This is a genomic window from Pseudomonas sp. LLC-1 (assembly GCF_002992185.1).
Taxonomy (GTDB): Bacteria; Pseudomonadota; Gammaproteobacteria; order Pseudomonadales; family Pseudomonadaceae; genus Aquipseudomonas; species Aquipseudomonas monteilii.
Genome location: NZ_LUVY01000015.1, coordinates 286,999 through 305,804 on the forward strand (window position 1 = coordinate 286,999; position 18,806 = coordinate 305,804).

The 18,806-nt window shown below is 63.7% G+C and carries 18 protein-coding genes and 1 pseudogene; 9 read left to right on the plus strand and 10 right to left on the minus strand.

What is annotated here, in order from left to right; all coding sequences use genetic code 11:
• The first annotated feature begins 46 nt into the window (after window positions 1-46).
• From glnK to sutA, 3 genes are all read left to right on the plus strand, one after another.
• Window positions 47-385, plus strand: coding sequence for a P-II family nitrogen regulator (glnK, locus tag A0O30_RS16460; RefSeq protein WP_002555808.1), 339 nt, complete (start codon window positions 47-49; stop codon window positions 383-385).
• 46 nt (window positions 386-431) lie between these two features.
• Entirely contained in the window at window positions 432-1,763 is a 1,332-nt protein-coding gene (locus tag A0O30_RS16465) for an ammonium transporter (RefSeq protein ID WP_019096449.1), read from the plus strand.
• Between the two features lie 429 nt (window positions 1,764-2,192).
• Window positions 2,193-2,522, plus strand: coding sequence for a transcriptional regulator SutA (gene sutA / locus A0O30_RS16470; RefSeq protein ID WP_105947199.1), 330 nt, complete (start codon window positions 2,193-2,195; stop codon window positions 2,520-2,522).
• 99 nt (window positions 2,523-2,621) lie between these two features.
• Here sutA and A0O30_RS16475 read toward each other — a convergent pair whose 3' ends face one another.
• Genes A0O30_RS16475 through A0O30_RS16500 form a run of 6 tightly spaced genes read right to left on the minus strand, consistent with a single transcriptional unit; the run spans window position 2,622 to window position 7,241 of the window.
• Complete coding sequence (locus A0O30_RS16475) at window positions 2,622-3,317, minus strand: HAD family hydrolase (protein WP_105947200.1); 696 nt, start codon at window positions 3,315-3,317, stop codon at window positions 2,622-2,624.
• A complete protein-coding gene (gene xerC / locus A0O30_RS16480) occupies window positions 3,314-4,213 on the minus strand; it encodes a tyrosine recombinase XerC (RefSeq protein WP_105947201.1) in 900 nt (299 codons plus the stop codon). Before xerC ends, A0O30_RS16475 begins: the two co-directional genes overlap by 4 nt.
• Complete coding sequence (locus A0O30_RS16485) at window positions 4,213-4,923, minus strand: DUF484 family protein (protein ID WP_016712636.1); 711 nt, start codon at window positions 4,921-4,923, stop codon at window positions 4,213-4,215. The genes xerC and A0O30_RS16485 overlap by 1 nt, the downstream gene beginning before the upstream one ends.
• A 13-nt stretch (window positions 4,924-4,936) precedes the next feature.
• The gene (dapF, locus tag A0O30_RS16490) at window positions 4,937-5,767 is read right to left on the minus strand and encodes a diaminopimelate epimerase (protein WP_105947202.1); all 831 of its coding nucleotides are present in this window, start codon (window positions 5,765-5,767) and stop codon (window positions 4,937-4,939) included.
• A 4-nt stretch (window positions 5,768-5,771) separates the two neighbouring features.
• Window positions 5,772-7,019, minus strand: a complete 1,248-nt coding sequence (lysA, locus tag A0O30_RS16495; protein ID WP_105947203.1) for a diaminopimelate decarboxylase — start codon at window positions 7,017-7,019, stop codon at window positions 5,772-5,774.
• Between the two features lie 9 nt (window positions 7,020-7,028).
• Window positions 7,029-7,241: a lipoprotein gene (locus tag A0O30_RS16500; protein WP_016712633.1), complete on the minus strand. Its 213-nt coding sequence runs from the start codon at window positions 7,239-7,241 to the stop codon at window positions 7,029-7,031.
• A gap of 190 nt (window positions 7,242-7,431) precedes the next feature.
• Here A0O30_RS16500 and cyaY point away from each other — a divergent pair, with 190 nt between their 5' ends.
• From cyaY to rnk, 3 genes are all read left to right on the plus strand, one after another.
• Window positions 7,432-7,764 carry an iron donor protein CyaY gene (gene cyaY, locus A0O30_RS16510; RefSeq protein ID WP_016712632.1) on the plus strand — a complete coding sequence of 111 codons (333 nt, stop codon included), beginning with the start codon at window positions 7,432-7,434 and terminating at the stop codon, window positions 7,762-7,764.
• A gap of 1 nt (window position 7,765) precedes the next feature.
• Window positions 7,766-7,990, plus strand: coding sequence for a DUF1289 domain-containing protein (locus A0O30_RS16515; RefSeq protein WP_003253651.1), 225 nt, complete (start codon window positions 7,766-7,768; stop codon window positions 7,988-7,990).
• 146 nt (window positions 7,991-8,136) lie between these two features.
• Complete coding sequence (rnk, locus tag A0O30_RS16520; RefSeq protein WP_016712630.1) at window positions 8,137-8,547, plus strand: nucleoside diphosphate kinase regulator; 411 nt, start codon at window positions 8,137-8,139, stop codon at window positions 8,545-8,547.
• A 32-nt stretch (window positions 8,548-8,579) separates the two neighbouring features.
• Here rnk and A0O30_RS16525 read toward each other — a convergent pair whose 3' ends face one another.
• On the minus strand, window positions 8,580-11,435 hold the full coding sequence (locus A0O30_RS16525) for a class I adenylate cyclase (protein WP_105947204.1): 2,856 nt from the start codon (window positions 11,433-11,435) through the stop codon (window positions 8,580-8,582).
• 169 nt (window positions 11,436-11,604) lie between these two features.
• Here A0O30_RS16525 and A0O30_RS16530 point away from each other — a divergent pair, with 169 nt between their 5' ends.
• Window positions 11,605-12,057 (plus strand): YaiI/YqxD family protein, encoded by a 453-nt coding sequence (locus A0O30_RS16530; RefSeq protein ID WP_105947205.1) that lies wholly within the window; start codon window positions 11,605-11,607, stop codon window positions 12,055-12,057.
• 173 nt (window positions 12,058-12,230) lie between these two features.
• Here the strand turns inward: A0O30_RS16530 and elbB are convergent, their stop codons facing one another.
• Window positions 12,231-12,890, minus strand: a complete 660-nt coding sequence (gene elbB, locus A0O30_RS16535; protein ID WP_105947206.1) for an isoprenoid biosynthesis glyoxalase ElbB — start codon at window positions 12,888-12,890, stop codon at window positions 12,231-12,233.
• Between the two features lie 112 nt (window positions 12,891-13,002).
• Between elbB and A0O30_RS28020 the strand changes: the two are divergent.
• Window positions 13,003-13,629 (plus strand): annotated as a pseudogene (locus A0O30_RS28020) (sterol desaturase family protein); the annotation flags it as partial.
• A gap of 501 nt (window positions 13,630-14,130) precedes the next feature.
• On the opposite strand, the gene A0O30_RS16545 reads toward A0O30_RS28020, so the two are convergent.
• Window positions 14,131-14,775 (minus strand): DedA family protein, encoded by a 645-nt coding sequence (locus A0O30_RS16545; protein WP_177410283.1) that lies wholly within the window; start codon window positions 14,773-14,775, stop codon window positions 14,131-14,133.
• Between the two features lie 213 nt (window positions 14,776-14,988).
• On the opposite strand from A0O30_RS16545, the gene ppk1 reads away from it, so the two are divergent.
• Window positions 14,989-17,238, plus strand: coding sequence for a polyphosphate kinase 1 (gene ppk1 / locus A0O30_RS16550; RefSeq protein WP_105947208.1), 2,250 nt, complete (start codon window positions 14,989-14,991; stop codon window positions 17,236-17,238).
• Here ppk1 and ppx read toward each other — a convergent pair.
• Window positions 17,225-18,727: an exopolyphosphatase gene (gene ppx, locus A0O30_RS16555; protein WP_105947209.1), complete on the minus strand. Its 1,503-nt coding sequence runs from the start codon at window positions 18,725-18,727 to the stop codon at window positions 17,225-17,227. The two genes, ppk1 and ppx, sit on opposite strands and share 14 nt — an antisense overlap.
• Window positions 18,728-18,806: the final 79 nt, after the last annotated feature.

Consider the following 18,806-nt stretch of genomic DNA (forward strand, 5'->3'; position numbering starts at 1 on the left):
GGGTTTGTTTTCCTGGGGCAAGTCCACCAAATCGGGAGAGAGTTTCATGAAGCTAGTCACAGCCATCATCAAGCCGTTCAAGCTGGACGACGTGCGCGAGTCGCTGTCGGAAATCGGCGTGCAGGGCATCACCGTTACCGAAGTCAAAGGTTTCGGTCGCCAGAAGGGCCACACCGAGCTGTATCGCGGTGCTGAATATGTGGTCGATTTCCTGCCCAAGGTGAAGATCGATGTCGCCATCGATGACAAGGACCTTGATCGGGTAATCGAAGCCATCACCAAGGCAGCCAACACCGGCAAGATTGGTGACGGCAAGATTTTCGTGGTGAATCTGGAGCAGGCGATCCGTATCCGTACCGGCGAAACCGATACCGACGCGATCTAAGCAGCAACAAAGCCTCACCAAACCCAAAGCCCCAGGAGAAAACAACATGACTCTGCGTAAGATCGCAGGGCTAGGAGCCCTATTGTCCCTCGTAATGCCCGGGCTTGCCCTGGCAGAGGAAGCTGCCCCAGCGCTGAACTCCGGCGACACCGCCTGGATGCTGACCGCAACGGCGCTGGTGCTGTTCATGACCATTCCGGGCCTGGCCCTGTTCTATGGCGGTATGGTGCGTTCCAAGAACGTGCTGTCGGTGATGATGCAGTGTTTTGCAATCACCGGCCTGATGAGCATTCTCTGGGTCGTCTACGGCTACAGCATGGCCTTCGATACCACCGGTATGGAAAAGGGCGTGCTCAACTTCAACTCCTTCGTCGGCGGCTTCTCCAAGGCCTTCCTCAGTGGAGTCACGCCCGAGAACCTGACGTCGGCCACCGCGCTGTTCCCTGAGGCGGTGTTCATCACCTTCCAGATGACCTTCGCCATCATCACCCCGGCGCTGATCGTGGGTGCCTTCGCCGAGCGCATGAAGTTCTCCGCGATGCTGGTGTTCATGGGCATCTGGTTCACCTTGGTGTACGCGCCGATCGCGCACATGGTGTGGAGCGGTGACGGTGCACTGATGTGGGACTGGGGCGTACTGGACTTCGCGGGCGGCACCGTGGTGCACATCAACGCCGGTATCGCAGGCCTGGTCTGCTGCCTGGTGCTGGGCAAGCGCAAGGGCTACCCGACCACCCCGATGGCCCCGCACAACCTGGGCTACACCCTGATGGGCGCGGCCATGCTGTGGATCGGCTGGTTCGGCTTCAACGCAGGCTCCGCCGCTGCCGCCAACGGCACCGCCGGCATGGCCATGCTGGTCACCCAGATCGCCACTGCCGCTGCTGCACTGGGCTGGATGTTCGCCGAGTGGATCGGCCACGGTAAGCCAAGCGCCCTGGGCATTGCCTCGGGTGTGGTTGCCGGCCTGGTCGCCATCACCCCGGCTGCAGGCACCGTGGGCCCGATGGGCGCCCTGGTGATCGGCCTGGCTTCGGGTGTGATCTGCTACTTCTGCGCCACCACCCTCAAGCGCAAGCTGGGTTATGACGACTCGCTGGACGCCTTCGGCGTGCACGGTATCGGCGGCATCATCGGTGCCATTCTCACCGGCGTATTCGCAGCTCCGGCGCTGGGCGGCTTCGGCGCCGTCACCGACATCGGCATGCAGGTCTGGATCCAGGCCAAGGGCGTGATCTTCACCGTGGTCTACACCGCCATCGTCACCTACGTGATCCTCAAGGTGCTGGATGTGGTGATGGGCCTGCGGGTCAACGAAGAAGAAGAGTCGGTCGGTCTCGACCTGGCTCAACACAACGAACGCGGCTACAACCTGTAACTGCGACGCGGTAAAAACTTGCCCGGCTTGCCGGGCATTTTTTTGCCAGATTTTTAGCATTTCCCGCACGGCAAACGGTTTATCCATCACGTTCGCGACGTAGGTAGAAAACTTACAAGTCGTAGGGCATTTATGGTGCTTTGCTTTTTCCACGGGCGCGCTAGAATGCGCGCCGAAGGGTGTTTTACGAGTAGTCCACACACTTCTCCAGCCTTTGCTAGGCTTGCCAATAGCGTGTGGCCAGCAGGGGCTAATGGATTTGTCAGGTCCTGCCAGGAGCAGGGCCTGCTGGGTGCCGCCTCCCATCAGGAGCGCCGACCCAAGGGCAGTGGCCTAACCCACGGCCAGTTGAATTTTCACTGGTGGCTGCCGGTCTACGGCTGCACTGGTCTATAACTAACCTGCTTTTCGCAAGTCATGAGGTAGAACATGAGCGACGACGATCTGGAAAACGACGACCTCGAAGTAGGCGACGAAGACGAGGGTGATGAAGGCCTCGAAGCGGCAGCTGACGACGGCGCCGAAGACGCTGGCGATGACGACAGCAGCCCGGCACCCACTGCCAAGGGCAAATCCAAGGCGGCGGTCTCGGTAGACGAGATGCCGAGCATGGAAGCCAAGCAGAAAGAGCGTGATGCCCTGGCCAAGGCGATGGAAGAATTCCTTTCTCGCGGTGGCAAAGTGCAGGAAGTCGAGGCCAACGTGGTCGCCGACCCGCCCAAGAAGCCGGACAACAAGTACGGCAGCCGCCCTATCTGAGTGGCTGATCGCAAAAAAGCCCGCCGTCGCTGCGGGCTTTTTTGTGTCTGCGGGTTATGGGTTGCCTGTGCCCGCGAATGGGCCGCGTAGCGGCCCCTGTCAGCGCCAGCGCGCAAGCACGTCGGGCAGCTGCGACAGGCGCTGGATCTCGGCATCCGGCGCCTGCTCGCCCGCCCAGGCCTTGCCCTGTGGGTTGAACCACACCGCTCGCAGCCCGGCGCGTTGGGCGCCGGCAATGTCATCGCCAGGGTGGTCGCCGATGTGCACAGCCGCGCTGGCGTCCACTTCGCCACGGCGAAGGGCTTCCAGGAACGGGGCCGGGTCTGGCTTGCCGATGCCAAGGTCCTCGGCGCACAGGGCAAAGCGGAAGTAGTCCGCCAGCCCCAGCCGGCTTACGTCGGCGTTGCCGTTGGTAACCACACCCAGGGTGTACTGATGGCGCAAGATCTCCAGCACCGGCTGCACCTCGGGGAAGATCTCCACCTGGTGGCGGGCATGCAGGAACACTTCAAAGCCTTCATTGGCCAGCTCCTGCGCATGTTTTTCGCTGTAGCCGACCTCTTCCAGGGCATGGAACAGCACCCGTCGGCGCAGGGCGCTGATGCGGTGCTTGAGGCCGGGCTCGGCCTGCACCAGGCGCTCGCGGATAGCAAACAGGTGCTCTACCGGCACACCGCCCAGGATCGGGGCGTTGGCTTCCAGCCAGTCGCGCAGCACGACTTCTGCACTGGCGATGACCGGCGCGGTGTCCCACAGGGTGTCGTCAAGGTCGAAGGTGATCAGCTTGATGCTCATGAGTCTGTGCCTTTGCTGCGTTTGGCCCGAGGGTGGGCGCTGTCGTACACCGCGGCCAAGTGCTGGAAGTCCAGGTGGGTGTAGATCTGGGTGGTGCTGATGTCGGCATGGCCGAGCAGCTCTTGCACCGCGCGCAGGTCCTGAGACGACTCCAGTATATGGCTGGCGAAGGAATGGCGAAGCATGTGAGGGTGCAGGTGCTGGCCCAGCTCGCGTTCGCCGGCTGCCTTCACCCTTCGCCGAACGTCCCGGGGGCTGATGCGGTTGCCGTTGCGGGTGATGAACACCGCGCGATCGTGCGGGTTACCGATGCCGCGCAGGCGATACCAGGCCTGCAACGCCTCGCGGGCCTTGCGGCCCACCGGCAGCACGCGTGCCTTGCCGCCTTTGCCCAGCACCTGTACCAGGCCGGCGGCCAGGTCGAGGTGATCGAGATCGAGGTTGGTCAGCTCGGACAGGCGCAGGCCCGACGAGTAGAGCAGTTCCAGGATGGCGTGGTCACGGCGGGCGAAGAAGTCGTCGTCGACGCCGCCATCGAGCAGCTGCTGGGCACGGTCGGTGTCCAGCACTTTGGGTAGCCGTCGCTCACCTTTGGGCGCGCTCAGGCCGGAAGCCGGATCGTGCTGGCACAGGCCTTCGCGGATGAGGTAGCGGTACAGGCCGCGTACTGCCGAAAGTAGCCGTGCCAGGCTGCGCGAAGACTGGCCGTGGTGGTGCAGGCGGGCGATCAGCTGGCGCAACGGCTGGATCTGCAGCGTTTGCCAGTCGGCAATGCCGTGCTCCTCGCAGTAGGCCATGACCTTGTTCAGGTCGCGACGGTAGCCCAGCAGGGTGTGCTCCGACACCTGGCGCTCGTTGCGCAGGTGTGCGCAATAAGCCTCCAGTTGGCGCTCCATCAGCGTACCGGGCGCAGGGTTTGGGTCACGCGTGGCACAACGCGGCCGAGCACCTCGGCAATGTAGCCGAGGAACAGGGTACCGACGCTGCTCTTGTAGTGTTGCGGGTCGCGGCTGCCGATTGCCAGCACCCCATGCAGCCCTTGGTACTCAAGGGTAGCGACGGCGCTGGAGCCCACTTCCCGGCGCTGTTCCTCACCGAACAGGAAGGCCAGCTCGTGCTCGCGCAGGTTGCCACTGACCGTCTTGCCGCCGCCCAGCAGGGCACCGATGGCTTGTTGCGCCTCGGTGTTGCTGACCCAGCGCCCGACCGGCGCGACGTTGTCGCCGAACAGGATCAGGCTGACGAAGGGTACCTGGAACTCCTGGCGCAGGCTGTCCTCGACGGCCATCACCACTTCTTCCAGGCTGCCGGCATCGAGCAGGTCCAGGATCAGCCGGCGGGTCTTGTCGAACAGCCGGTCGTTGTCGCGGGCCACGTCCATCAGTTGCGACAGGCGATGGCGCATCTCGATGTTGCGGTCACGCAGCAGCTTCAGTTGGCGCTCCACCAGCGAAACGCTGTCGCCACGCTGGTGCGGGATGCGCTGCTCGATCAGCAGCTCGTCGTGCTCGGCGAAGAAGGTGGGGTGGGCGCGCAGGTAGGCGACCACCGCTTCTGCATCGAGCTCGACGGACTGCGTGGGTACAACCTTGGGCTGATCGGTCATGGCGTTTACTCGCTTAGAGACGAACCTGTCCTTCGTAGACGCGTACGGCCGGGCCGGTCATCAGCACGGGCTTGCCGGGGCCGGCCCATTCGATGTGCAGGCGGCCGCCGGGCAGGTCGAGGGACACCGGGGAGTCCATCCAGCCTTGGCTGATTGCGGCCACGGCTGCGGCGCAGGCGCCGGTGCCGCAGGCCTGGGTTTCGCCCGCGCCGCGCTCCCACACGCGCAGGTTGGCGCGGTGGCGGTCGATGACCTGGATGAAGCCGGCATTCACCCGCTGCGGGAAGCGTGGGTGGTTTTCGATCTTCGGGCCCAGCTCATGCACGGGGGCAGTCTGCACATCGTCGACGCGCAGCACCGCATGCGGGTTACCCATGGACACGGCGGCAATCGAATGCAGCTGGCCATCGACTTCCAGTGGGTAGTTCAGCGCCTGCTCGTCAGCGATGAAGGGGATTTCGGCAGGGATGAAGCGCGGAGGGCCCATGTCGACACTCACCTGGCCGTCGTTCTGCACGTCCAGCACGATGATGCCGCTCTTGGTTTCCACCCGAATGCGCTTTTTCGCGGTCAGGCGCTTGTCCAGCACGAAGCGGGCGAAGCAACGCGCACCATTGCCGCACTGCTCGACCTCGGAGCCGTCGGCGTTGAAGATGCGGTAGCGGAAGTCCACTTCCGGGTTGTTCGGCGCCTCGACGATCAGCAACTGATCGAAGCCGATGCCGGTGTGGCGGTCACCCCATTGCTTGGCGTGCTTGGGCTGGATGTGCGCGTGCTGGCTGACCAGGTCGAGGACCATGAAGTCGTTGCCCAGCCCATGCATCTTGGTAAAACGCAGCAGCATGGGCTTACTCCGGCAGCAGGCTTTCGCCAGCGTACAGTTCGGCGATGGTCTCGCGGCGGCGTACTTCGAACGCCTGGTCGCCGTCGACCAGGATTTCAGCGCAACGGCCACGGGTGTTGTAGTTGGAGCTCATGACAAAACCATAGGCGCCCGCGGACTGTACGGCCAGCAGGTCACCTTCTGCCAGGTTCAGTACACGGTCCTTGCCCAGGAAGTCGCCGGTCTCGCAGATCGGGCCGACCAGGTCGTAGGCACGGCCTTCACCGGCGCGTGGTTTGACCGCACTGACATCCATCCAGGCCTGGTACAGGGCCGGGCGGATCAGGTCGTTCATGGCCGCATCGATGATGGCGAAATCTTTGTGCTCGGTGTGCTTGAGGTATTCCACGCGGGTCAGCAGCACGCCAGCATTGGCCACGATGTAGCGGCCTGGCTCGAACACCAGGGCCAGGTCGCGCGTGCCTACGCGTTCGCGGATGGCCTTGATGTAGTCGGCCACCAGCGGCGGTTGTTCATCGCGGTAGCGCACGCCCACACCGCCGCCCAGGTCCAGGTGGCGCAGGTGGATGCCGCATTCGGCCAGGCGGTCGACCAGCACCAGCAGGCGGTCGAGGGCGTCGAGGAACGGCTCTACGGTGGTCAGCTGCGAGCCGATGTGGCAGTCGACACCGACCACTTCCAGGTTCGGCAACTGCGCGGCGCGCACGTAGATGGCCTCGGCGTCGGCAATGGCGATGCCGAACTTGTTTTCTTTAAGGCCGGTGGAAATGTACGGGTGGGTACCGGCGTCGACGTCCGGGTTGACCCGCAGCGACACCGGGGCCACCTTGCCCATCTCGGCGGCCACCACTTGCAGGCGCTCCAGCTCGTCGGTGGATTCGACGTTGAAGCAGTGCACGCCCACTTCCAGGGCGCGGCGCATGTCTTCGCGGGTTTTGCCAACGCCGGAAAACACCACGCGGTCAGCGCGCCCGCCAGCGGCCAGCACGCGCTCCAGCTCACCGCCGGAGACGATGTCGAAGCCTGCGCCCAGGCGCGCCAGTACGTTCAGCACGCCCAGGTTGGAGTTGGCCTTGACCGCGAAGCACACCAGGTGCTCGGCGCCTTGCAGGGCGTCGGTGTAGCTGCGGTACTGGGCCTCGATGTGGGCGCGCGAGTACACGTAGGTCGGGGTGCCGAACTGTTCGGCGATGGCCGACAGGGCCACCCCCTCCGCGAACAGCTCACCGTCGCGGTAGTTGAAAGCGTTCATCTGGTTTCCTTACTGCGCAGGCGACTGCTCGGGCTCGGACTGCAGCTCGGGCTGCTGTTCTTGTACCGGGGCCGGCTTGGCTTTTGGCTGGTGCTGATGTGCCTTGTGCGCTTTGCCGTTATCGCCGTCTTCAGGCAGATACAGCGGGCCCTTCTGGCCGCAGGCAGAAACGAGGCAGGCAACAGCGACCAGCGCCGCGAAGGAGGAAATCAGGCGCTTCATGGGTGAAATCCTTAGAAAAATGCAGTATTGCGCCCGAGTATACCGAGCGACCGGCGGCTTGCCTATGCAAGGGCCGGTCCGCCGGGCGGGCTATTCTTGGCGCCTTCAATGGCTAAACTTTGCATTCGGCGCCAAGCGCCCGTATCTTGCCCGGCTTGCCTGTAACGCAGCCAATTTCGAGGTTCCTGCAATGAGTTTGAGTGAAGCGCGTTTCCATGATCTGGTCGACGCGACCCAACAGGCCCTGGAAGACCTGTTCGACGAGAGCGGCCTGGACCTGGACATGGAGAACTCCGCCGGTGTCCTCACCGTCAAGTTCGAAGGCGGCGCCCAGCTGATCTTCAGCCGCCAGGAGCCACTGCGTCAGCTGTGGCTGGCCGACCGTTCCGGTGGCTTCCACTTCGACTACGACGAAGAGAGCAAGAAGTGGGTGTGCGAGAAGAGCGAAGAGCTGTTGGGCGAAATGCTCGAGCGCATTGTCTGGGAGCGGGCCGGCGAGAAGCTGGACTTCGACGAGATCTGACATGAGCAGTGCCCAGGCCCGGCCGCCCAAGCCGCTCTATAGCAACGTCAGCCCGGCGGTGCCATCGCCGTGCATCAGCGTATGCCGGCTGGATGAACAGCGGGTGTGCACCGGTTGCCACCGGCATGTCGAGCACATCCGCGAATGGCGCTCGGCCGATGATGAACGGCGCCGGCAGATCTGCCGCGAAGCCCAGGTCTTGCGCGAGCAGGCTAAGGCACACTGAACGCAGGGGCTTGAGTATTTACCCGGCTGTGGTAGTGTCGGGTTCTGCGTCGGTGACGCCAAAGCCTTCTCAAACCCCGCCCTTGGGCGGGGTTTTGCTTTATCTGCACATTGAAAACTGCCTGTTCAAAGGAGTCTGACTGGATCATGAGCACCAAACCTTCCCTCATCCTCACCCGATTGGACGTACAGCGTCTGGAGCGTCTGATCGACAGCCTCGACGAGAGTACGCCGGGTGTGCTCGCCCTGCAGGACGAGCTGGACCGCGCCGAGCAGGTGGTCGGTCACGAGGAAGTGCCGGCAGGCGTGGTGACCATGAATTCCCGCGTGCACTGCCGTGAGGAAGCCAGTGGCAAGGACTACCACCTGACCCTGGTGTACCCGAAGGATGCAGGGCCGGAAGGCAAGGTTTCGATCCTGGCGCCGATTGGCTGTGCGCTGCTGGGGCTGTCGGTGGGCGAGCAGATCGACTGGCCGGCACCGGGCGGCAAAACCCTCAAGCTGAAGCTGCTGGAAGTGGAATACCAGCCGGAAGCGGCGGGCGATTTCGACCTGTAAGGGTCAAGGGGCCGCAAAGCGGCCCCGGCATTTCAGGCGCCTTCCGCCAACACCTGCTCCAACCCCTCATTCAACGCCTGCTCCAGCACCCGCTTGTAGCTCAGGTACACCTGCGTCGCCCCCAGCCGGTCATCCAGCAGCTCGGACAAATCCAGGTCGGTGATGTAGCACCGGTACCGCCCCGCGCCACGCCGCTGCCCGATGATCTGCCGGGCCACCACCGCATACAGCTGGTCACCATGCTCCAGCTCGGAAAACTCTTGCTGGTCGCAGTACAGCGTCACATGTGCCGTACCCGCCACACCGGCCTGGATGATGGCCTGCACCTCGTAGTAAGGCTGAGCGCTACCCTCGACCGGGGCCGGGCATGGCTCGATGCTGCGCGCCTTGCCAGGGCCGGCAGGCAACAGTTGTGCGTAGTGGATGTCCAGCGAAGCCGCGCGCTGGCTGTCCAGCGGCAAGCGGGCATCGCGGCGCATCACCACCGAACGCAGGAAGCGCTGTAGCGGTAGCAGCAGGTGCGCTTCGTCATGCAAGGGCAGGCGTTGCTGCCACAGGGCATTGTATTCATCCAGCACATACAGGTCGGCCCAGCCATCTAGCAGACGGTAGAACACCTGGATGCACGCCGGCCGGCCTTGTTCCAGCACCAGGCGCAGATCGTGGTCCAGCAGGGCGTTGGCATCCAGGTACAGCGGGCTGTAGGCACTGCGCTCTTCGCCCAGGTGGCCGAGCAGCGCATCGTGCCCGGCCAGGGTGGCCAGGCTGACATGCCCGGGTAACAGCTCCAGTACATGGGTGTGCTGGGCTACCTGAAGCAGATAGCGGTGGTTCAGGCCTTGGTCCAGCAATAGCTGCACGGTGTCGAATATTTCCTCCACGCGCTGGCCGATGGCCTGGGCGCGGCTCTGGCAGAAGCAACGCACCCGCACCCGTGGCCGGTGGCCGCGCAGCACCGGGCTGTTGAGGAAGTCGCGCAGGCAGCGTACCAGCGCGTGTTCGCCTTCGTAGCGCTGCACCAGCACTTCGTTCCAGCTGTTCAGGGTGACCTGGTCCAGGGTCAGCACCAGGTTCTCGCGCACGCCGGCATAGCTCAAGGCGTCGGTACGCTCGGTGGTCATCAGGATGTTCAGGTCGCGGTGGTGGCGCAGCGGGTCGACGGCGACGTTGACCAGCAATAGCACCTCGTCGGCAACACTGGGTTGCAGCAGGCGCACTTCGCTGACGATCGGCAAGGGCAGAGGGATACTCTGCTGCAGGCAGCCCACCAGGTTGAACAGCTCGTACTCGGTGAGGTCGCTGATGCCCGGGTGCAGTGCCAGGCGCGTGCTGCTGTCGATCACGCCGTTGCGGTGTGCCCAGGCCAGCAGTTCAAGCAGCTCACGGCAGCGTTTGATCGGGCTGAAGTGTTCAACTTCATGGGTATTCAGGTTGCCGGTGTACAGCTCCCAGTGGTAGCTGCCGGGCTCCCTGCGGTTGGGTGCCTGGACCAGGGTCAGGGTGCCTTCGGCAAGGTCCGGGGCGATGCCGGGGTTGATCACTTCGACCTTGCCCGCACGGCGTTCGAAGGCCGCATACAAACGCCGGCCCAGCACGTTGAGGTCGCGCTGGTCGGCGCGGCTGCTTGCGTTCTGGGTGCGCGCAAACTCGCTGAGGAAGCGATAGCTATGGTTCAGCTCGGCCACCAGTTCGCGGCGTTCGGCTGCCACCTGCTGCACTTTCCATTGGCTGCGGCTGTCCAGCAGGGCCAACTGACGTTCGTCCCAACCCCATTCGTCGGCCAGCCGCTGCAACAGGCGGCGCTGCCAGCCCTGATTACGGCCTTGGTCACTGAGTTTCTTGTTCACCTTCAGGTACAGGCTGCGCCGTACCAGTTCCAGGCGCGCAGGCTCGCCACGTTGCAGCAGGTAGCGCTCGATGCGCCGATAGACCATCACATACGGGTCCAGCTCGTCGAGGTCGAGCTGGTTGGCGAATACGGCTTGTTTGTAGTCCAGGCTCAGGCAGCGCACAGCGGGGTGTTCGCTGGCGTAGGTTTCGGTCAGCAGCAGCTTGAGCAGCGACTTGTAGGGTGAATCGATACCCTTGAACAACTGCCACAGGCCGGCGCCGACGAACTCGCCTGGCGGTATGTGTGCCAGGTTGCCGAGGTCGAGTGCGTCCTGGCTGCGGATGAAACGCTTGGTCAGCAGGGTCTGGGTGTACGCGTGGTAGTTGTGTTCCTGGTAGACGGGTACCAGCCACCACAGCGGTGTGCGCCCGGCCAGCCAGAGGGTGGTGCGGTAGAACTCGTCCAGCAGCAGGTAGTGCTGGGTGGTGCCGCAGTCGTCGGAGCCTAGCTGGCCCTCGCGCTGGCCCTGGGCAAAGCCTTGCGTGTCGATCAGGAAAAAGTGCGCCTCGGCGCCCAGGCTTGCGGCCCAGTCCTCCAGCAATTGGCACTTGCGGCGCAGTTCTTCCAGCAACGGCTCGGGTAAGCCGGGCGCGTGGCATACCCACAGGTCCATGTCGCTTTGCTCGGCCTGGGCCAGCGAGCCCAGGCTGCCCATCAGGAACAGGCCGTGGATCGGGCGTGGCGGGTTGCCATGGCGGGCCTTGTAGGTGAACGAGCGAGCCAGGCGCTGGGCCTCGACCACCAGGTCGGCGCCTGGCTCGTAGCCCGATACGCCGGCTGGAGTGCTGCCCGAGACGTAACCCGGCAATAGCGGGTGGTTCACATGGAACAGCAGCGGCAGCAGCGTCAGTACCTGTTGCTGGCGTGTCGACAGGCCTTCCATGGCCCGTTGCAGCCGCCCTTGGTTCAGCCGCAGGAAGCGCGCACGCAACGTCGCCAGAACCTTGCGGTCGATGCCTTCGTCCAGGTCTGGGCGGATTTCGTGAGGGTGGTTCATTGCGCACTCGGGCAGGCCAGTGGAGCTGTGGCGAGTTTAGCCTGAGTGGCGGGGTCGGATAAGCGGCAATTGAAATATTGGCGCCATTTTTACAGCGCATGCCGGGCGGCTGCAGTTTTCACCGGGCTTGAGGCATGATGGGGGCCTTGAATTCATGAAGAGTAGTCCGATGCGTGTATGGATCGATGCCGACGCCTGTCCCAAGGCGGCCAAGGATCTGATCGTCAAGTTCGCCCTCAAGCGCAAGTTCGAAGTGGTGATGGTGGCGGGCCAGGCCGTCGCCAAGCCGGCGTTCTCGATCGTGCGGTTGATCGTGGTGCCCAGCGGCATGGATGCAGCCGATGATTACCTGGTCGAGCACGCTGTGCCGGGTGAGTTGGTGATCTGCAGTGATGTGCCGTTGGCTGACCGCCTGGTGAAAAAGGGCGTGGCGGCGCTGGACCCGCGCGGGCGCGAATTCGACGAACGCAACATGGGCGACCGCCTGGCGGCGCGCAACCTGTTTACCGAGCTGCGTGAGCAGGGCCAGGTGGGGGGAGGGCAGGCGGCCTATGGCGAGCGCGACAAGCAGGCGTTTGCCAATGCGCTGGACCGGATCATTGCTCGGCTGTCCAAATCCTGAAGTGCAATGCGGTTCTCTGTGGGAGCGGCCTTGTGTCGCGAAAGGGCCGCGAAGCGGCCCCGGCAATCAATGCGGCGAAGCTGACATCCTGGGGCCGCGTTGCGGCCCTTTCGCGACACAAGGCCGCTCCCACAGAAGGCCGCGCCGCATTCTGGACTTTGCGCCGGCGGGACTTACTCGTGCGTGAGTTCCAAGATCCGGTCCACCAGCTTGTAGATCCCGCCAGCCGCTTCGCTGATCGACTTGGCCTCCATGTACGCCGGTGTCGTCACCAGTTTGCGCTGGGTATCTTCGACAATATCGTGCACATCGCACTCTTCATGGGTGCCGCCCATTTTCGTCACGGCTGCCGCAGTGCCTGCGTCGGTACCGATGGTGCAGACCACGCCCGGCCCGTAGATTTTCGCCGCCAGTGCCGGCGAGATGCAGATCAGGCCGACCGGCTTGCAGGCGCCGGCGAAGGCTTCGGCCAGGGCCAGTACGTCCGGGTTGACGGTGCAGTTGGCGCCTTCCACGGCAAAGTTGGACAGGTTTTTCGCTGCACCAAAACCGCCAGGCACGATCAGCGCATCGAAGTCTTCGGCCTTGGCTTCGCGGATGTCCTTGACCTCACCGCGGGCAATGCGCGCCGATTCCACCAGCACATTGCGTGATTCGGGCATTTCTTCGCCGGTCAGGTGGTTGATCACATGCATCTGCGCAATGTTCGGCGCGAAGCACTGCACCTGAGCACCGCGCTGGTCGAGGCGCAGCAGGGTGATCACGCTTTCGTGGATCTCGGCGCCGTCATACACGCCACAGCCGGAAAGAATCACCGCTACTTTTTTTGTCATGTTCACTACTCCTGAGTCGAGGCGCTAAATGTCCTCTAGTTTGGCAGATGTCGCCATAGGGTTTCCTGCGGGTGCGGCCTAATCTTGTGGGATAACGCTTGAGACCGCGCCCATGGACCTGATACTGCTGGCCGTGCCGTTCTTCTTCGTGCTGATCGCCGTGGAGCTGGTGGCCGACCGTGTGCGTGGCCAGCGCAACTTCACCCTGGCCGATTCGATCAACAGCCTGAGCACCGGCGCGCTGTCGACCAGCACCGGGTTGCTGACCAAGGGCGTGGGGTTGGTGACCTATGCCCTGGCCTTCGAGCACCTGGCACTGCTGCGCTTGCCGCCCGATGCCTGGTGGGTGTGGTTGCTGGCCTTCGTCCTGTACGACTTCTGCTACTACTGGCTGCATCGCCTGGGTCACGAACGCAATGTGCTGTGGGCGGCGCACTCGGTGCATCACCAGAGCGAGGAGTACAACCTGACCACTGCACTGCGCCAGACCAGTAGCGGGTTCATCTTCTCGTGGATCTTCTACCTGCCGCTGGCGCTGCTGGGGGGGCCACCGCTGGTGTTCGTCACTGTGGCCTCGCTCAACCTGCTGTACCAGTTCTGGGTACATACCCGGCACATTCCCAAGCTCGGTTGGCTCGAGTGGGTGCTGATTACGCCATCCAACCATCGCGTCCACCATGCGCAAAACCCTGCTTACTTGGATCGCAACTACGGCGGTGTGTTCATTCTCTGGGACCGTCTGTTCGGCACCTTCAAGGAGGAAGACCCGGCTGAGCCGGTGGTGTTCGGGGTGACCACGCCGCTGGCCAGCTGGAACCCGCTGTGGGCCAATCTGCAGTTCTACGCCCAGCTCTGGCATGACGCCAGGCGCACCACAAGCCTGTGGGACAAGCTGCGCATCTGGTTCATGCCCACTGGCTGGCGCCCAGCCGATGTGGCCGCGCGCTACCCGCAGGCCAAGCAGGACCTGGCGTTGTTTCGCAAGTTCGAGATTGCCTTGGGCCGTGCGCAACAAGCCTACGTGGCGGCGCAGTTTGTGGTTTATGTGGCCTTGGGCAGCTACTTGATGGACGTGGCCGAACGCGTGCCGGCCGCCGCGCTGGTGCTCGGCTGGTCGCTGATGGCGTTTGGTCTGTTCGTATTGGGAGCGTTGCTGGAAAACCGGCGCTGGGCTGCGCGCCTGGAGCTGGCGCGGCTGCTGTTGAATGCGCCGGCATTGTACCTGGCCGGCGCTTTGGGCTTAACGGTGGTCGTGCCGCTGGCCTGGTTCCTGCTCGTGGCTTACAGCCTGCTCAGCCTCTGGGGCCTGGGCCTGGCCCGCCGCCTTGCGCTCCGCACGCAGGGTGCGGAAGCGCCGGCGCAGCCACAGCAGGCCACCCAGCGCCAGCAGGCCACCGAGCACCCATAGCTCGTAACGCTTCACGTTGCCCAGCAGGCCTTCGAGGATGGCGCCAAAGTGGTAGGCAGCGGCGCCCAAGGCTATTGCCCAGATGGCCGCTCCAATGCCGTTCAGCAGCAGGTAGCGGCGCGGCGGGTAGCCCGACAGGCCAATGGCCACCGGCATGACCGTGCGCAGGCCATAAACGAAGCGGAAACTCAGCACCCAGATATCGGGGTGGCGGCGGATGTGGTCCAGCGCCCGGTCACCCATGGCCTGCCAACGCGGCTTGCGCGCCAGGATCCTGCGCCCGTGGCGGCGGCCCATGAAATACCACAGCTGGTCGCCGGCGTAGCTGCCGAAGAAGGCCACCAGGCACACCAGGTTGATGTCCATGTAACCGCGGAACGCAAGGAATCCCGCAAGCACCAGGATGGTCTCGCCTTCGAAGAAGGTGCCTAGAAAAAGGGCGAAGTAGCCGAAATCCTGCAGGAATTGTTGAAGCATTTTCTGAGGTGCTGGCGAAATGAACGCGCAGCCTACCCCTTCGCGCGCGTTCGTGAAAGTGTCCAAATGTGTCTCGACATGAACAATCCCTACTCAGACAATGCCGGAAGGCACGCGCCATGGCTTGCCCTGGTGTGTAACACAGGCGTCATAATGGGCGCTTATCTTGCCGCTCAATTGATGATAGGGCGTTAACGTCCTCAGGAACGCCAGATGAATAACGAAGTGCTCACCCCTGTCGTGATCAAGGAAGCTCATGAGCTCCCGGAAGAGATGGTCCAGACCCCACCAGACCTGCCGCCGGCACCCGAGCCGGAGCCCGCAGCGGAACTGGTGGCGGAGCCTGTGGCCCCGGCGCCCGCGCCTGCCCCGGCAATCGCCGTCCCTGGCCTGGACGACAGCAGCCTGTACATTCATCGCGAGCTCTCGCAGCTGCAGTTCAACATTCGCGTGCTGGAACAGGCACTGGACGAGAACTACCCGCTGCTCGAACGCCTCAAGTTCCTGTTGATCTTCTCCAGCAACCTCGACGAGTTCTTCGAGATCCGCGTCGCCGGCCTGAAGAAACAGATCAATTTCGCCCGTGAACAGGCTGGCGCCGACGGCCTGCAGCCGCACCAGGCGCTGGCGCGCATCAGCGAGCTGGTGCACATCGAGGTAGAGCGCCAGTACGCGATCCTCAACGACGTGCTGTTGCCTGAGCTGGAAAAACACCAGATCCGCTTCATTCGCCGCCGTTACTGGACGCCCAAGCTCAAGACCTGGGTGCGCCGCTATTTCCGCGACGAAATCGCCCCGATCATCACCCCGATCGGCCTCGACCCGACCCACCCGTTCCCGCTGCTGGTGAACAAGAGCCTCAACTTCATCGTCGAGCTCGAAGGTGTCGATGCCTTCGGTCGTGATTCCGGCCTGGCGATCATCCCGGCCCCGCGCCTGCTGCCGCGGGTGATCCGCGTGCCGGAAGAGGTCGGTGGCCCAGGCGCCAACTACGTGTTCCTGTCGTCGATGATCCATGCGCATGCCGACGACCTGTTCCAGGGCATGAAGGTGAAGGGCTGCTACCAGTTCCGCCTGACCCGTAACGCCGACCTGGCGCTGGACTCCGAAGAAGTCGACGACCTGGCGCGCGCCCTGCGCGGCGAGCTGTTCTCGCGCCGATACGGCGACGCCGTGCGCCTGGAGGTGGCCGACACCTGCCCGAAACACCTGTCGGACTACCTGCTCAAGCAGTTCAGCCTCAGCGAAAGCGAGCTGTACCAGGTCAATGGCCCGGTCAACCTCACCCGCCTGTTCAGCATCACCGGCCTGGACAGCCACCCGGAGCTGCAATACACGCCATTCACCCCGGCGATTCCCAAACTGCTGCAGAACGCCGACAACATCTTCAGCGTGATCGGCAAGCAGGACATCCTGCTGATGCACCCGTTCGAGTCCTTCACCCCGGTGATCGACCTGCTGCGCCAGGCCGCCAAGGATCCACACGTATTGGCCGTGCGCCAGACCCTGTACCGCTCCGGGGCCAACTCGGAAATCGTCGATGCCCTGGTGGACGCGGCGCGTAACGGCAAGGAGGTCACGGCGGTGATCGAATTGCGTGCGCGCTTCGACGAAGAGTCCAACCTGCAGATGGCCAGCCGCCTGCAAGCGGCCGGTGCGGTGGTGATCTACGGCGTGGTCGGCTTCAAGACCCACGCCAAGATGATGCTGATCCTGCGCCGCGAACAGGGTGAGATCGTGCGGTATGCGCACCTGGGTACCGGTAACTACCACGCCGGCAACGCCCGCCTGTACACCGACTACAGCCTGCTCACCTCTGACGACGCCCTCACCGAAGACGTCGGCAAGCTGTTCAGCCAGCTGATCGGCATGGGCAAGACCCTTCGCATGAAAAAGCTGCTGCACGCGCCGTTCACCCTGAAGAAGGGCATGCTCGACATGATCGCGCGGGAAACCCAGTTCGCCCTCGAAGGCAAGCCGGCGCACATCATTGCCAAGTTCAACTCACTGACCGACGCCAAGGTCATCAAGGCGCTGTACAAGGCCAGCCAGTCGGGCGTGAAGATCGACCTGATAGTGCGTGGCATGTGCTGCCTGCGCCCAGGCATTCCGGGGGTTTCGCACAACATCCAGGTGCGCTCGATCATCGGCCGCTTCCTGGAGCACACGCGGGTGTTCTACTTCCTCAATGGCGGCGAAGAGCAGATCTACCTGTCCAGCGCCGACTGGATGGAGCGCAACCTCGACAAGCGTGTGGAGACCTGCTTCCCGGTGGAAGGCAAGAAGCTGTTGCTGCGGGTGAAGAAGGAGCTGGAAGGCTACCTGACCGACAACACCCACGCCTGGACCTTGCAGCCAGACGGGCGTTACGTGCGCAGCACGCCAACCGGCAACCAGAACCCGCGCAGTGCCCAGGCGACCCTGCTGGAGCGCCTGAGCAACCCGCTCCTCAACGTACGCTGAGGACGAAGCCGACCCGGGCCAGCCACTCCGCCTCGTTGGCGAAGTCGGCCTGGGTCAGCTGGTTCTGTTCCAGCCATCCTTCCGGGAAGGCGACATCGAGGCTGTCATCGGCAGCCTTGAGTTCTACTTTCGGCATCTGCTGGTTACCACGGATGTGGTGGAACAGGATGGCGAAGCGCAACAGCACGCACAGGCGCAGTAGCTTGATACCTTCTTCACCCAGCTCGGCGAACTTGTCCTTGGGGATGTTGCGGCGGTGGCCACGCACCAGCAAGGCCATCATCTGCTGGTCCTCGCGGGAGAAGCCCGACAGGTCGGAGTGCTCGATCAGGTAGGCGCCGTGCTTGTGGTAGTGGTAGTGGGCGATATCCAGGCCGATTTCGTGCACTTTCGCCGCCCAGCCAAGCAGATCGCGCCAGTTTCCGTCTTTCAGGTCCCACGCTTCGGCCACTTGGTCGAAGGCGTGCAGCGCCTTGCGCTCGACGCGCGCGGCCTGGCCTTGGTCCACATGGTAGCGCTCCATCAGCGAATTCAACGTGCGTTCGCGCACGTCTTCATGGTGGTGACGGCCGAGCAGGTCGAACAGCACACCTTCGCGCAGTGCGCCGTCGCAGTGGTCCATGCGCTGCAGTTCCAGGGCGTCGAAGATCGCCTCCAGAATCGCCAGGCCTGCCGGGAAGATGGTGCGGCGGTCCGGTTTGACGCCGTCGAAGTCGATCTTGTCGACCTCGCCCAGTTTGAACACCTTGCGTTTGACCCAGGCCAGGCCTTCAGCGTTGACCTCGCCATTGCCCAGGCCGCCGGCCTTGATGGCGGCGCCGATGGCGCGGATGGTGCCGGACGAGCCAATGGCCTCGTCCCAGGTCAGGCGGTGCAGGGCGTGCTCGATGCTCATCAGCTCCAGGCGCGCGGCGGTGTAGGCCTGGGCGTAGCGGGCCGGGGTGATCTTGCCGTCGCGGAAGTAGCGCTGGGTGAAGCTGACGCAACCCATTTGCAGGCTTTCGCGCAGCAGCGGCTCGAAGCGCTGGCCGATGATGAATTCGGTACTGCCGCCGCCAATGTCGGCCACCAGGCGCTTGCCTGGGGTGTCGGCCAAGGTGTGCGACACACCCAGGTAGATCAGGCGCGCTTCTTCACGGCCGGAGATCACCTCCACCGGATGGCCGAGAATGGCCTCGGCGCGCTGGATGAATACGTTGCGGTTGCGCGCTTCGCGCAGGGCGTTGGTACCGACGATACGCACGGCGCCGGCCGGCATGCCGTTGATCAGCTGTGCGAAGCGCTTGAGGCATTCGAGGCCCCGCTCCATGGCTTCTTCGCTAAGCAGGCGGTCCTCGCCGATGCCGGCGGCCAGTTGAACCTTCTCGCCCAGCCGCTCGAGAATGCGGATTTCGGTATGGTGGGCCTTGGCCACGACCATATGGAAACTGTTGGAGCCAAGGTCGATGGCAGCGATCAGGGACAGGTTCTTCGCGATGGTATGCGGCATGATCTGGTTGTTCTCGGTCGTTAACCCGGCAATCGTGCCACGATAGCAGGCTGTCGCCAACGCGTGACACGCAGCCGGT